The sequence below is a fragment of the Bartonella sp. AA9NXGY genome (assembly GCF_042196845.1).
In the GTDB taxonomy this organism is placed as follows: Bacteria; Pseudomonadota; Alphaproteobacteria; order Rhizobiales; family Rhizobiaceae; genus Bartonella.
The window spans coordinates 61748-77350 of record NZ_JBHIRB010000002.1 but is presented as its reverse complement, the minus strand read 5'-3'; the positions used below and the strand labels follow the sequence as shown (position 1 = coordinate 77350).

At 36.4% G+C, this 15603-nt stretch carries 13 protein-coding genes; 4 read left to right on the top strand and 9 right to left on the bottom strand.

The window, feature by feature from the left end:
• Window positions 1-128: 128 nt before the first annotated feature.
• From ACFIM6_RS01520 to ACFIM6_RS01510, 3 genes are all read right to left on the bottom strand, one after another.
• Entirely contained in the window at window positions 129-1703 is a 1575-nt protein-coding gene (locus ACFIM6_RS01520; protein ID WP_375611358.1) for a peptide chain release factor 3, read from the bottom strand.
• Window positions 1703-3364: a lysine--tRNA ligase gene (locus tag ACFIM6_RS01515; RefSeq protein ID WP_375611357.1), complete on the bottom strand. Its 1662-nt coding sequence runs from the start codon at window positions 3362-3364 to the stop codon at window positions 1703-1705. Before ACFIM6_RS01515 ends, ACFIM6_RS01520 begins: the two co-directional genes overlap by 1 nt.
• 374 nt (window positions 3365-3738) lie before the next feature.
• Window positions 3739-4974, bottom strand: a complete 1236-nt coding sequence (locus ACFIM6_RS01510) for an argininosuccinate synthase (protein WP_375611356.1) — start codon at window positions 4972-4974, stop codon at window positions 3739-3741.
• Between the two features lie 166 nt (window positions 4975-5140).
• Here ACFIM6_RS01510 and ACFIM6_RS01505 point away from each other — a divergent pair, with 166 nt between their 5' ends.
• Window positions 5141-5782, top strand: a complete 642-nt coding sequence (locus tag ACFIM6_RS01505; protein ID WP_375611355.1) for a LysE family translocator — start codon at window positions 5141-5143, stop codon at window positions 5780-5782.
• A 789-nt stretch (window positions 5783-6571) separates the two neighbouring features.
• On the opposite strand, the gene rlmN is transcribed toward ACFIM6_RS01505, so the two are convergent.
• From rlmN to lptC, 6 genes are all read right to left on the bottom strand, one after another.
• Entirely contained in the window at window positions 6572-7798 is a 1227-nt protein-coding gene (rlmN, locus tag ACFIM6_RS01500; RefSeq protein ID WP_375611354.1) for a 23S rRNA (adenine(2503)-C(2))-methyltransferase RlmN, read from the bottom strand.
• Between the two features lie 41 nt (window positions 7799-7839).
• A complete protein-coding gene (locus ACFIM6_RS01495; protein WP_375611465.1) occupies window positions 7840-8343 on the bottom strand; it encodes an invasion associated locus B family protein in 504 nt (167 codons plus the stop codon).
• Window positions 8344-10229: 1886 nt separating this feature from the next.
• On the bottom strand, window positions 10230-10694 hold the full coding sequence (gene ptsN, locus ACFIM6_RS01490; protein WP_375611353.1) for a PTS IIA-like nitrogen regulatory protein PtsN: 465 nt from the start codon (window positions 10692-10694) through the stop codon (window positions 10230-10232).
• A gap of 912 nt (window positions 10695-11606) precedes the next feature.
• Window positions 11607-12401: an LPS export ABC transporter ATP-binding protein gene (gene lptB / locus ACFIM6_RS01485; RefSeq protein WP_012754448.1), complete on the bottom strand. Its 795-nt coding sequence runs from the start codon at window positions 12399-12401 to the stop codon at window positions 11607-11609.
• 6 nt (window positions 12402-12407) lie between these two features.
• On the bottom strand, window positions 12408-13007 hold the full coding sequence (locus tag ACFIM6_RS01480; RefSeq protein ID WP_375611352.1) for an LptA/OstA family protein: 600 nt from the start codon (window positions 13005-13007) through the stop codon (window positions 12408-12410).
• 76 nt (window positions 13008-13083) lie between these two features.
• Window positions 13084-13728 (bottom strand): LPS export ABC transporter periplasmic protein LptC, encoded by a 645-nt coding sequence (gene lptC, locus ACFIM6_RS01475; RefSeq protein ID WP_375611351.1) that lies wholly within the window; start codon window positions 13726-13728, stop codon window positions 13084-13086.
• A 183-nt stretch (window positions 13729-13911) separates the two neighbouring features.
• On the opposite strand from lptC, the gene ihfB reads away from it, so the two are divergent.
• From ihfB to ACFIM6_RS01460, 3 genes are all read left to right on the top strand, one after another.
• A complete protein-coding gene (gene ihfB, locus ACFIM6_RS01470; protein ID WP_273790186.1) occupies window positions 13912-14190 on the top strand; it encodes an integration host factor subunit beta in 279 nt (92 codons plus the stop codon).
• Between the two features lie 7 nt (window positions 14191-14197).
• Window positions 14198-14494, top strand: a complete 297-nt coding sequence (locus tag ACFIM6_RS01465; RefSeq protein WP_273790185.1) for a lipopolysaccharide assembly protein LapA domain-containing protein — start codon at window positions 14198-14200, stop codon at window positions 14492-14494.
• 175 nt (window positions 14495-14669) lie between these two features.
• Complete coding sequence (locus tag ACFIM6_RS01460; protein ID WP_375611350.1) at window positions 14670-15602, top strand: class I SAM-dependent methyltransferase; 933 nt, start codon at window positions 14670-14672, stop codon at window positions 15600-15602.
• Window position 15603 lies beyond the last annotated feature (1 nt).

Here is a 15603-nt window from a genome sequence, read left to right as displayed (position 1 = left end):
CAGTGCAATCTGAAAGTGTTCTTTACATACTCCTTTTGTTTTCAGAAAAAATAACAATATTCAGATCCCCAACTCAATATGAAAAATCATTATCAACCAAATTGTTACATAAAAAATTCTTCTTTATTTTAAGAGCGTACTTGATAATCTTTAAAAACAGAAAATTTTATTTTAGGAGCTCTTTCTGCTTCATAATTTAATGAAAAATGGTTCTCCGCTAAAAAAACTGGATCACCTTCTAAATCATACGCAATAGCAGAGCGGTGATTGCTGAGAAACTTTTGCAACTCATCTTTGCTCTGCGCTGAAATCCAACGGCATAAATTAAAGCGCGCAGACTCAAAATTCACTGGCAAAGAATATTCTATTTTTAATCGTTCTTTTAAGACATCAATTTGCAAAGCACCAATAACACCAATGAGAGAAGGCGACCCATCATCAGGAATAAACAATTGTACAACCCCTTCTTCAGCCATTTGTTGCAAAGCTTCTTTGAGCTTTTTTGCTTTCATTGGATCGCCTAAACAAACACGACGCAAAATCTCTGGTGCAAAATTTGGTACTCCCTTAAAGAGGATATCTTCTCCTTCAGTCAAAGTATCGCCGATACGCAATGTTCCATGATTAGGGATCCCTACGATATCACCAGCATAGGCTTGATCAGCAATTTGGCGCGAACGCGCAAAGAAAAATTGTGGAGCCGAAAGTGTCATCGGTTTTCCTGTTCGGACCAACTTTGTTTTCATACCACGTTCAAGTGTTCCCGAGCATACCCGAAAAAATGCAATACGATCACGATGATTAGGGTCCATATTCGCTTGAATTTTAAAAACAAATCCCGTCATTTTAGGTTCAGTTGCTATGACATTGCGCTGATCTGCACTTTGATCACGAGGACTTTGACCAAAATCTATAAGCGCATTGATCAAATCACGAACACCAAAATTTCGCAAAGCTGAACCAAAATAAACCGGTGTCATATGACCTTCACGGAAAGCTTGAAGATCAAAATTCTTGCAAACACTTTGAGCGAGTTCTACTCCTTCAAGAAAAGTGGAACGTTGATATTGGGGAAGTAAATGGACAACCTCACTGGGATTTGAAACGATCCGCTGTGTTATCTCATCATCTTTTTGGCGAAAACGGTTATGATGAAGGTCATAGGTCCCAACAAAATCTTTACCCGACCCAATGGGCCATGTTATGGGGGCGGTATCAAGAGCAAGCTTTTCTTCAATTTCATCTAAAAGCTCTATAGGATCACGTGCCTCACGATCCATTTTATTGATAAAAGTAACAATAGGAATATCCCGCATCCGACACACTTCAAACAATTTTAATGTTCTAGGCTCAATCCCGCGGGCCCCATCCAACACCATAACAGCACTATCAACAGCTGTGAGAGTGCGATACGTATCATCCGCAAAGTCCTCATGTCCTGGAGTATCTAGGAGATTAAAAATATGATTTTCATATTCAAACGTCATCACCGAAGTCACAACGGAAATACCACGATCACGCTCAATCTTCATCCAATCAGAACGGGTTTGAATACGATCTTTTTTGGCTTTTACTTCTCCTGCAAGTTGAATAGCACCACCAAACAATAAAAGCTTTTCTGTTAATGTTGTTTTCCCCGCATCTGGGTGAGCAATAATTGCAAATGTACGGCGTCGCTTTACTTCCTGCACTCTTCGTTCCATTATTCCTCCACAGGACGTGCAAGTGTTTCAGCAATCAGTGCACGCATTTCATTAATCCCATAAAGCGCTATAAATGATCCCCATCGTGGACCTCGCTCTTGTCCAAGAAGGACTTCATACAACATTTGAAAAAAAACATTAGAAACACCAGGCCCACCTTCAGGGCTTTTTTTGCTATGATCTTGATAGCGTTCCGTTAACCTTGCAACATCAAGAAGCATATTTTGTAATATGTTGCCATCAACAGTTTCAGGTAAATGAGCTAATTTTTCATCAATTTGTGCTAATGTTGCTCGTTCGCTATCATCTGGTATACGAAATTTCTTGTTTGGTTTAACAAAAACATCAAAATATTTAATGGCAAACTTCACCAATTGATCAAGTTCTGGATAAGTTTGTGCATTTGCTTCTTTAGCGTAACGAGAAATAAAACCCCAAAGAACTTCTGCATTCTCTGCATTTGAAGCACTTACCAAATTTAAAAGCATCGCAAAGGATACAGGCAAATCAACCTGCGGTGGACAACCATTATGAATATGCCATACAGGATTACTGAGCCGTTCTTGCCATTTTTGACGACCATAAGCAGAAAGATGAGCATAATATTCATCTACAGCTTTAGGAATAACATCAAAATAAAGCCTTTTTGCTGTTTTAGGTTTTGAAAACATATAAAGCCCTAAACTCTCTGTTGGGGCATAAGTAAGCCATTCATCAATGGTTAAGCCATTTCCCTTGGATTTGGAAATTTTCTGCCCTTTCTCATCTAAAAAGAGCTCATAGTTGAATCCTTCTGGGGGGGTTCTACCTAATATTTTACAAATTTTAGAAGAAAGATTTGTGGAATCGATAAGGTCTTTTCCGGCCATTTCATAATCAATGCTAAGTGCTGTCCAACGCATTGCCCAATCTACCTTCCACTGACACTTAACTTTGCCCCCCGTAACCTCTGTTTCTATGGTTTCTCCTGTTTCAGGTTCAATATAAGTGACAGTCCCTTTTTCAACATTACGCGCAATCATCGGTACCTGTAATACTTTTCCAGAAAAGGGAGAAATCGGTAGAAAGAGTGAATAGGTCGCTTGCCGTTCTTCACCTAATGTTGGTAAAATAATTGCCATAACCTTGTCATAACAGGCAAGGATTTTCAAAAGTGTTTCATCAAAACGACCGGAATTGTAATAATCCGTAGCACTTGCAAATTCATAATCAAAACCAAAACGATCAAGGAAAGCCCGTAACCGCGCATTATTTGCCGCTCCAAAAGAAGGATAATCATCTCCAAAAGGGTCGGGTACACGGCTCAACGGTTGACCAAGATAATGTTCCATCCTCTCGCGATCAGGCACATTCTCAGGAACCTTGCGCAAACCATCCATATCATCAGAAAAACAAAGTAATTTTGTTTTTACTTTATTCTCCGTGAGAATATGAAATGCATGACGCACCATGGTTGTACGTGCAACTTCCCCAAAAGTTCCAATATGCGGTAAACCAGAAGGGCCATAACCTGTTTCAAATATCACACTGTCTGGATAACCCGTTTTTTCATACCGTTTGATAATCTTACGTGCTTCTTCAAATGGCCAAGTTCTCGATTGAGAAGCTGCATCTTTTAATTCAGGCGTAAGGTTGAGGGTATCACACTGATCACGCATCATTATTTATCCTAAAAATTACACTCTTTCAAAATAGGGTGTATGGTTCTTGAATTTATTCGTCAATAATAGCAAGCAAAAAGATGAAAATTTCTTTATACTCTTAAGTCACTATACAAAAACCGCCCTCGTTATAAACATATTTTGTTCTGATAAAAATCAAAAACATTCAATATTATAAATCAAAATTGACCTGTTTTGATTATCGAAGCCTTCATTTGCTATTATTATCATGGGTTTTGCTTATTATATTTATTAGCGCAGAAGATAAGCTTCTAGTATTGAACGAAAGAACGGTAAAAACCGACAGAAAAATGCTTAAACTAGGCATTTCATACAAAAGCACTAATCCATATTACACTTGTCACCGTAATTTTCTATTTCTTTTCTTTATCACCTTGATGACGCATTGCTAATGTACGCAAACGTAGAGCATTTAATTTAATAAAACCAGTCGCATCTCTTTGATCATAAACACCTTGATCATCCTCGAAAGTTACCAACTCACTAGAATAAAGTGATTTTTTACTTTGGCGCCCTTCAACAATCACATTCCCCTTATAAAGCTTTAACGTGACTTCACCTTCAACATGTTCTTGAGATAAATCAATCGCTGCCTGCAACATCTTACGTTCCGGCGAAAACCAAAATCCATAATAAATGAGTTCTGCATAACGTGGCATCAATTCATCTTTCAAATGCGCTGCACCACGATCTAACGTTAAAGATTCTATCGCTCTGTGAGCCGTCAAAAGAATGGTTCCCCCTGGTGTTTCATAAATACCCCGCGATTTCATACCTACAAAGCGATTTTCTACCAGATCCAACCGACCAATACCATTATCCCGCCCATAATGATTTAGTTCTGCAAGTAAAGTTGCAGGAGATAAATTTTTTCCATTGATTGAAACAGCATCACCTTTTTTAAAGCCAAGAGTGATTCTGGTTGCTTGATCTGGAGCATCTTCCGGCGAAAGAGTACGCATATGGACATATTCAGGAGCAGGAAGTGCTGGATTTTCTAAAATCTTTCCTTCTGATGAAGAATGTAATAAATTTGCATCCACTGAAAAAGGAGCTTCGCCTTGCTTATCTTTTTCTACAGGAATTTGATGCATACGCGCAAATTCAAACAGATCTGTCCGACTCTTAAAATCCCAATCACGCCACGGAGCAATAATCTTTATATTAGGATTAAGTGCATAAGCAGAAAGTTCAAAGCGTACCTGATCATTGCCTTTGCCCGTTGCTCCATGAGCAATGGCATCTGCCCCTGTTTCCTTAGCAATTTCAATAAGACGTTTTGAAATAAGTGGACGTGCAATTGATGTTCCTAAAAGATAAGTCCCTTCATAAACGGTATTGGCTCGAAACATCGGAAAAACAAAATCACGCACAAATTCTTCACGCAAATCTTCAATGTAGATTTCTTTAACACCTAGCATTTCAGCTTTACGACGAGCAAGCTCTAATTCTTCCCCCTGCCCCAAATCTGCTGTAAAAGTCACAACTTCAACGCCTAGCGTACTTTGTAACCATTTGAGAATAATTGACGTATCCAATCCCCCCGAATAAGCCAAAACAACTTTTCTAATACTTTTCCACTTTTTCATTCTAAAGCTCTATACGAATTGTTCTTTTTTTCTAAAAAATTAAAACGACACAAGAAATATAAAAATAAATTCTCTTTAAACAACATTAAAAAGACTCAAAAAGCATAAATAAAGACGCCTCAAAGTATAAATAATGAACATTACTTAAAAATAAGAGGAGATTGACGTGTCATTTCTACCGGAGTGGTCTATTGTTGTACAATTTGCTTTAGCATCGTTGATTTTAGCACTTATTCCAGGACCTGATATGATGCTTTCTGTAGGACGAACCATTACACAAAGCAAAAAAGCTGGAATTATGTGCGCCTTGGGAAGTGCAACAGGATTTGCCATTCAGGTTACCGCTGTAGTACTTGGTTTATCAGCGCTTATTTTTGCTGCGCCACACGCTTTTGTTTTTCTGAAAATTGTTGGCGCCTTTTATCTTTTATGGTTTGCCTTTCAAGCATTAAGGAGAAACCCGACACTTTCCTTTGAACCAACATCTTCTAAACCTCAAAGCTCTAAACGTAACTATCTTGCTGGTATTGGAATTAATCTTCTCAATCCTAAAGTCATACTCTTTAACGCAACATTCTTACCACAATTTATCAATGCAAATGATCCTATGGCAACACAAAAGCTGCTCTTTTTAGGACTCTCTTATATTCCTATTTCTTTCCCCATTACAATTTCAGTCGTTTTTACAGCGCATAAACTTACCAAAATCCTTAAACAGAACCCTCTTTATCTTCGCTTTCTCGATTGGCTTATTGCAGGTACTTTTACCAGCTTTGCCCTCCATCTCCTTGTGGTTACAAAACATTGATTTATAAGTGTAATGTATCGCTTTTAATTTAAATAAAAAAACAAATATTATAAGATTTTTTCATTTCAAACCTGTTTATTTTGAATAAAACAATACCTTTCCTTTGTACATCACAAGAGAAGCTGGAGTTTTTGTATGGATAAAAACTATCTAAGAAAAGAATAAAAACACCTCTTATAAACTATCTCAAGTACTAAAAGCTGTTACAACATTGGGAGCTGAAAAATAGAATGGTGGTACCAATTTACACCTTTATTAAACATAAAGGTGTAGGAGTACAATACATTTACAGAAGCTTTTTGTTATACTCCTCACAAGCATTATCGTGATATGAAGAGTGTACTAAGAGATACTTAAAAAACATATCAATGGATAACTCAATGGTATTTATATTTTAGATCCTCTGTTTTGCTTGTGATGCGTGATCTTATTTAAGAAAATAATAAACAAAAGCATGAGGCAGTGCACAATCTCCACTTTTTAAAAGATATTACCGTAGATGCTTTTAAAAGACATAAAACCGAATTAACGAGTATGATAATAAGGTAGAAATTAGTTATAATCCTTAAGACCTCATATTCCCTCTAAATTAGGTTTCCTTCTTATTTCAGAGATTATGTAAACAGACTATAGACAATCTCTTACCCCATTTAGCATATAAACGCTGAAACTGTTCGTCTAGCACTTATCCATCTTAATCTCTGTCTCACATATGCCATCGCATGAAGTTTGGATATTAAATTACAAACAAAAAAGTATAGGCCTCGATATCGCTGAAAATTGCGTTACCTAATGACCAATGGCATTTTCAAGTCGTAAACGTTCAGATTTCCGTAAGCGCTCTGAAGCCGATTTAAGCTGTCCACATGCAGCTAAAATATCGCGTCCACGCGGTATCCGAATAGGAGAAGCATAACCCGCTTGATTAACGACATCAGCAAAACGCTCGATTTGATCCCAATCAGAACACTGATAGTTACTCCCTGGCCACGGATTAAAAGGAATTAAATTGATCTTAGCAGGAATCCCTTTCAATAGCTGAATCAATCGCTTTGCATCATCTAAACTATCATTGATATCTTTTAGCATAACATATTCAAATGTGATTCGTTTTGCATTGGAAAGACCAGGATAATTACGGCAAGCCTCCATTAGTAAAGCAAGCGGATATTTTTTATTAATGGGAACAAGCATATCCCTTAGTGTATCGTGTACTGCGTGGAGTGAAATTGCTAACATAACACCAATTTCTTCTCCAGTTCGGATAATTCCAGGAACAACTCCACTAGTTGAAAGCGTAATTCGACGTTTTGATAAAGAAAGTCCATCGCCATCAGAGGCAATCAATAAAGCTTTTTTAACAGCTTCAAAATTATAAAGAGGTTCTCCCATTCCCATCATAACAATATTGGTAATTTTGCGCCCTTCAATGGGAACAATTGCCCCATCAGGAGTATTCTTATCAGGAAAATCACCCAAACAATCACGCGCAACCAATAACTGTGCCAAAATTTCTTCTGCAGTCAGATTGCGAACAAGTATCTGCGTTCCCGTATGACAAAAAGAGCAGGTTAACGTACACCCTACTTGCGACGAAAGACATAAAGTACCACGTCCTTCTTCAGGGATATAAACCGTTTCAATTTCAACAGGCCTTCCAGCTCCACGTGCAGGAAAACGTAAGAGCCATTTACGCGTACCATCTTTTGATATTTGTTCTCCAACAATTTCTGGGCGCGCAATGGAGAAATGACACTTAAGTGTTTCTTGCATTGCTTTAGAAATATTCAGCATATCATCAAAATTTGAAACACCACGCACATAAAGCCAATGCCAAAGCTGACGCACACGCATACGCGTTTGATGCTCTGGTACACCAACTGTCTTTAAAGCTTGCATCATTTCATCTTGCGACAAACCAATTAAAGAGAGCTTAGAACTCTCCTTCACGACCACATTATCTGTTTTTCGTGCAAAACATGAACTAACTGGTCTAAGGTCATAGGAAATGGCCATTGCTTTCCAATTCACATCACTATTTTAGAGTTATCGAAACCTTAATGGCACTTTTGAGCTGCATTTAATGCAGCAGTGACCCCTTTTAAGGAATAAGTATAAGTGGTATGCGTTCCTCGTTTTGATATCGCTTGCACTGTCATATTGCTTCCAGCACGCATAGCAGAAACAAGCTGCTTTTCTAGCTCTGATGACGCCAGCCAAGCTGAGGAATCTTTCGTGAAAAAATCAAAGTCCTTACCTCCAATGGTCACTGTCACTCTCGACCCTTCTTGAAGGGTATAACCAGCCATAAACTGCGGTTCAAACGAAATAGGTGAATGAGAACGCTTGGTAACCAAGAAAAAGTTATCACCATGATTAACTGTCGTTGGAAGAGCCTTCAAAGGTACCGATAACACATAGCAAATCGTATTTTTGGGCGATTTATAAGAATAGGCTCCCCACGCTTCAAATTGATTTAAACGGCTTGGCGTTTGTGCATATGCCACTCCCGCTGTAACAAGAACCATTACAGATGCAGCAATAACAGTCTTTTCAAACATCTTCATTTAGCTCACTTCTTTAGTCTCTAACAAGATTTTCTTCATTGGAAAAATTCAACAAAAACTCCTCGATATTCATGTATTATTGTCCTAATTCCTTCAATAAGCGAAATATTTTCACACTAATCAAAATAGATTTCTACGTTTCATTGTGACCTTTTAATCGTTACCAAAACATAAACTTCTTATTCAATAACCACATTAAAAAATAATATCTTCATTTTGCGCTACTTATTTCGTTTTTGTATAAAAAACGATTTCTTTAAGCTATAGAACTTCAAAACGAGATGAAAATATACCATCACTCTGTTAAGAAATAAACCATACTCTTTATATCACAAGCAATCTGATGCAAAATTTTGAAAATACACCCCAGACTCCCCGCAAAAAAGCTTAATCGCCTTACGAATATCACTTCTCGACTTTATGCATTCAATACATTTATGTTCGCAGAATACTCCATCTTTTACTCATTATAGTGCATTCATATTTCGTATTCAATATCGTCCCGATAACACTTTTTCTCAATCTTCAAAAGACCTTGTAAAAATAATAAAATATTATCAAGATATTAATAATAAAACATAAAGAATTTAGATTCTATCTCAATAATCACATACAATTTTGTTTCTTTTGATCTTATTTCCCTATATATTTCATCTCCAATTATTAATTTCTAAAATGATTTTAGTAGCTTATAATAGCTTAATCGTATTATTTTAATGTATTAGACGATATTTTTCTTTCTGTTATAAAAAACTTCTTAAGAATTCTTTGGGAAAGTCTCCTTATCTTATTTCTAAGTAATTTATAAAAAGAAATATAAAACTTTTTTCTATAGCAGTTCTAACATTACCGTTTTTTAAGAAATATTTTAATCAATTAAAGACACTTAAATAAATCTTCCTATGCATAAAAACTCTTTCACCCAACCTAAAGGTATAATTTTCATTCTTACCGTACAAAATTGTTCTTTAGCATGAGCTCTATACAACAGCAGACATCTAAATCATATCTATAAAATAGTTGATCTCTCCACTTGTGAAGAAGAAAGCTGGCACCATAACACTATTTTCCAGCTCCCAATGTTTTGCTACAACTCTCGATACTTGAGACGATTCATAGGAAGCATTTTTACCCCTTTCTTGTACAGTTTTTATCCACACGCTAATTCCGTTTACAACGTGCAAGGAAATGGTTTTGATTGATTCAACATAAGCAAGTTTGGAATGAGAGAATTTTACAATATTCGGATCTCTCATCTAACATGCGAAATAGTGAATTATATTTAAAATCAATATCTTGCTATACTGAAGATACAATATATCTCTTATTTCTTCTTGAGCATTAAAATATTATCCCTAAACACTCAAACTCAACTTACAAAAAAATTCAATGCACAAATAAACTTTTCTGTTGATTTCTTTCCCGCTTTCAAAGGACGAAGATTCTTAATCCAATCTGGACTGAAAAAGTTTGGATTCTTGTCGAGCAATCTCCTCTTTTCTTCCCACTCATGTGATTCACTTAACTAAAGGCTCTACAGACAAGTCCTGTTTAAAAATATTTACCACGCACTCTAAAAGCACTTAATATATTAAGAAGACTTACAGAATTTATCTCACCATATCTCAAATGATAGTGTTTTTACAGTATAACAGGATAAAAGAATCCACGAACATAATAATTAGATGCTTTAATATACGAGAACAAGAAAGGAAAAGCCCTTCGTTTTTGTTGGTTGCTCTTTAAAAAGAAGGTTCAATTAGAAGTAATTTTCTTAAATCTCATGACATAACCTTTTGTTATTAGTCTTAAGATGCAAATTATATTATTTCCTACGCTCTGTAGTGCATACCTCGCAATTTATACGCTCATAATAACTTTTAAGCTGCATTTGATTCTGAAGTTTGAATCAATAAAGCATAAAGCGCATTGGCATTATGCGTACTGCGCAACTTTTGTACAACATCAGTGTGACGCAAAACACGTGCGATCTGTGATAAAGCTTTTAAGTGATCTGCACCAGCATTTTCAGGTGCTAAAAGGAGAAAAACGAGATCTATAGGTTCGTCGTCAAGAGCTTCAAAATCAACAGGACTTTCAAGACGTGCAAATATACCAATGATCCGATTAATATCAGGTAATTTTCCATGAGGAATCGCAATACCTCCACCCAAACCCGTTGAACCAAGCTTCTCGCGTTGTAAAACAACATCAAAAATCACATGCTCACTAAGACCTGTTAGCTTGGAAGCTTTTTCGGCTAAAATTTGCAGAACCTGTTTTTTCGAATTAGCCTTAAGAGCCGGAATGATCGCTTCCGGTGCTATTAACTCACTCAAATTCATACTTTAATTTTCCTCTTACACGCTAAAATGCTCATCAATAAACCTATAAACGCTATAGATACTTAATGTTCTTTCACTTTTCGCAACATCGCATGTGTTTTTACTTTTCAATTTATAATGGGTGATGGCTCAATACATCTCATATCACTTCTAAAACAATAATAAATAGTATTCGGATCATCATTAACGGCATGAGAAACCAAACAAATGAAGTTGTTCATAAAGTTAATTTCCTTACGACTCTAGAAAAGGCCATTATTCATAAACTTATTAAACTTGTCATAAGAGTTGATGTATAATCCGCCATCAGAGTTTTTCTTTCTTTAAACAATGAGCCCTTAAATTAAGATGAAAAGCATACTGAGCAAAATGGACCTTTACTTTGAAAATTACTGTATAGCTTGAACATCGACTTATAACAAGAATATAAAGATTTTTAGAAATTTAATGATTATTTTAAAAGATTTATAGATTTAGCCTGATATCTGTAGCCAAGCTCCTATTTTCAAATAGGCGATATAAACCAATAAAATACGACAACTCCTATTGAATAACCGCAATATATAAACCGGTGCTCCCATCAAAATACCTAAAACAGCATCATCGATATATTTTTTGATTCGACAGAGAAAAATATGATAAATATCTCTTACCTTTCAATAACACACGCATTTATTGAGAGCTTCGTTTATCACTCATTATCACGTTAATCTAGTGATATCTTTTCTATGATACAATTATGAGTAAGCTAAACTTATAAAACAACAAACTAACCTCTAATGATGAAGCCTTTTTCACCACTCAATAACAACATTAAGGTTATAGTCATAAAAGAAGTTTTGGCATAAATAAGGAAATTTTCAGTAATAATGTTTGGTTAAACTTAAATGGAAACTCGTGAAAGCTGTAAAATCAAAGAGAAAACTGATTTCCCAAATAAATTCTGCGTACATCAACGTTGTTGATAATATCGTTAGGACAACCGTGAACTAACACCCGCCCTGTATGAATAATATAAGCGCGATCGACAAGCCCTAATGTCTCACGCACATTATGATCCGTTATTAAAACACCAATGCCACGCCTCGTTAAATGACGAATAAGTTGTTGAATATCGAAAATAGCGATAGGATCAATTCCTGCAAATGGTTCATCAAGTAACATAAAATGGGGACGAGAAGCTAAAGCGCGCGCAATTTCAAGTCGCCGACGTTCACCTCCAGATAACGAAAGTGCAGACATTTTACGTAAATGATCAATTTTAAATTCATGTAAAAGGCTATCTAACTCTTCACGTTGTTTAAGGCGATCTTTTTCAACGACCTCTAAAACAGCTTTAATGTTATTTTCTACTGAAAGACCACGAAAAATAGACGCTTCCTGTGGAAGATATCCAATACCTAAACGCGCACGTCGATACATCGGAAGATGCGTAATATCAAATCCATCAATTTTAATGGATCCTCCATCAGATTTTATAAGCCCTGTCACCATATAAAAACAAGTTGTTTTACCTGCCCCATTGGGCCCTAAAATGCCAACGGCTTCTCCCGTACGAATGCCAAAAGAAACACCATTAACAGTTCGTCTTCCTCGATAAACTTTAATCAAATTACTGGCAATCAAGGTCCCTTTTAAGGGATTTTTTGAAGCTTCACTTTCAAGATTATACCTATCGGTCTGTTTTTTTCTTTTGATTCCAAACATGAAATCTTAATGGCCATTCTTTTGATTTTGTTTTAAAATAATAGAAACACGACCTTTTTTCTTAGGCGTCTCACAACCTTCTAAAAAAGCCTTTCCGCTTTCCATATTTGCCGTTAGTTTGCACCCCGTTGCCACATTGTCACCATCAGTTAACACAACATGATTCCCTGTCAAACTCATCATTTTTGACTTTCCATCAAAAACGCCTTTATCACCCGTAGCAACTTGCGTAGCAATTTTTATATAAACTTTTCCTAAAGCTTCCATTTTTTGTATACTCGACGAACCAAATAAAGAAACAGATGATGCCTTTGTATCTTCCTTGTTTTTATCAATTTCTTTATATGCTTTATCGTAGTAAACAACTAATTCTGCCGTTTTTAAAAGACGTTTACCTTGTACCACTGAAACATCACCCTTAAAAAGCGCTATCCCTTCTTTATCACGTATTTCCAAAGAATCTGCATGAAGTTCTACCGGTTCTTTATCGCTTGATAGACTTATTCCAAAATGAGCCACTTCAGCATATCCTAAAACTGCTCCTTCTCCTAACATTCCCATGCTAAAAGCTAACATCACACCTATCCATCTTTTGTACGATTTCATTATTTCAATTCTTCTGTTTGTATATACACATACTTCTCTTTATAAATATCCTTTAAAGATTTGTATTGATATTGCGTTATTGCTTTTGAAGCACTAAATGCACACCACCATGGAAATATATGTTTTTTCCTTTTTCTCGAATTTGTAAGGCGTTTGCGGCAAGATTCAAACCGGCTTGCTGAATATTAACACGTTGATCTGTTTTTAACTGTCCCTCGGATAAGTTAATACTAGCTGACATAAATTGTACCATCATCCCATCATTCGTCGTAATCGTGAATGGCTTATCCAACTGTAAAAAACCATTAATGTTATCGTAAACCCCCCCTTGTGCGACGAGAAAAACCTGTCTTTGTTGGCCCATAAATGCTCTAGCTGTAATGTTTTGCAACCCAATCATTCCAGCGTGGGTATGATCTTGAAATGCCTTTTCTGCTTTAAGCCAATAAGGTTCATGAGCACGCGTATACCCTTCTAATTTTGGATTGAGCATCGTCAAATTCATCACGCCACTTTCTCCATTATTCAAAGGCATAGAATCAGAAGTAACGGGAACCAAGAAAAACGTAAACCAGCAAAAAACCAGCGCTGAAATCAACGCTAAGAGAGGTAAAAAAATTTTTAATATGCTAATGCGACGCGAATGACGGGATGCTTTTTTTAAAACATCTCCAAAAGATGATTGCGTTGAAAAGGCTTTATAATGATTGTGTACGGACATACTCTCCTGATCTCTTAAATCCTCCGCATTTTTAATCTGTATACCCTTTATAGAAGGTATTTTCAAATTTTGTTTCTTGCAATTTGTTTTTTCTTGATTTTATTTTGCTTTTATCCGTTTATATATTGTAATATGCATGGAGTGCACAATTACAAAATTTTTTTGTGTGAAAGTGAGGCTATTGTGGTAAAATCAGAGCTTGTACAAATTATCGCTCGTCATAACCCGCATCTTTTTCAACGGGATGTGGAGAATATTGTAAACGCTATTTTTGAGGAAATTGCAACAGCACTTGCAAATGGCAATCGCGTTGAACTTCGTGGATTTGGAGCTTTTTCTGTAAAAAGCCGTTCAGCCCGTAATGGACGTAACCCACGAACAGGTGAAGCCGTTTCTGTTGAAGAAAAGTGGATTCCTTTTTTTAAAACTGGCAAGGATTTACGCGACCGTCTTAATCAGTGAGAAACTTATGATAATTAAACGTATTCTTCTAACAAGTATCGGTGTGATTCTCGCAGCGGTTTTGATTGTTTTTATCGTGGCTAATCGTCAAATGGTTCCGTTAACCCTTGATCCTTTTCGAGCAAATCCTGAAAGTTTTACTTATCATGCTCCCCTCTTTATATGGCTCTTTATTTTCTTTGGTTTTGGTATTTTATTAGGAAATCTGATCAGTTGGTTTTCCTATCACAAATACAAAAAAGCTCTCAAAAAAAGTAAAGCCGAGATTGAAAAATTGAAAACATCTATCACAAATTTGGTGTAATGGTATTTAAATGAAATCTTTTCTCTCTGTATTCTATATTCAGTACAGAGTTAAAAGTGCTCTTTTTCTTTTTTTTTATACATTGTTTTAATTGACTTTAGCTTTTTTGCACTTTTACGAAACATTTAAGAGCTTTATAATATATTTTTATACCTCATATACCGTGATACAAAACATGCCTGCACAATGCTTTCAATTCTCCCATAACAATAGATATCCGCAGGAAAAGCTGCCCCTTATTTTAGAAACGGGTATAAGCGAAAACTATGCTCTCATTGATTCTGGTCATGGACAAAAATTAGAACGTTATGGAGCTTACCGCATTATTCGACCAGAAGGTCAAGCACTATGGAAACCCGCTTTACCACAAAAACAATGGGCTGATGTTGATGCTATTTTCACAGGAAACCTTGATGAAGAAGGGGTTGGGCGTTGGCATTTTCCTAAAAAGCCACTTGATGAAACATGGGTTCTTGCTTGGAATGGATTGTCTTTTCTAGGCCGTTTTACTTCCTTTCGTCATGTGGGGGTTTTTCCTGAACAAGATGCCCATTGGCGCTCTATGGAAGAACAAATTGTTAAAGCCGAACGCCCTATAAAATTGTTGAATCTTTTTGGCTATACAGGTATTGCCTCTTTGATTGGAGCACGAGCGGGTGCGAATGTTACCCATGTTGATGCTTCTAAAAAAGCCATTGCGTGGGCAAAAGCTAATCAAGAAAGAGCAGGATTACCAGATCATTCTATTCGCTGGATTTGCGATGATGCTATGAAATTTGTCGAGCGTGAACTGCGTCGTAAAAAAAGCTATGATATGATTCTTCTTGATCCCCCTGCTTATGGGCGTGGACCCCATGGTGAAATTTGGCAACTGTTTGATCATTTACCCGCCATGATCACAAATTGTCGTAAACTTCTCTCTGATAAACCGCTCTCTGTTGTCCTTACAGCTTATTCTATTCGTGCTTCCTTCTTTGCACTTCATGCTTTAATGCGTGATGCATTTGTAAATCTTGGTGGTACGGTCGAATCAGGAGAACTCATTTTGCGTGAAGAAGTTGCAGGACGTGCTCTTTCTACTTCTCTTTTTAGCCGTTGGATTGCTTGAA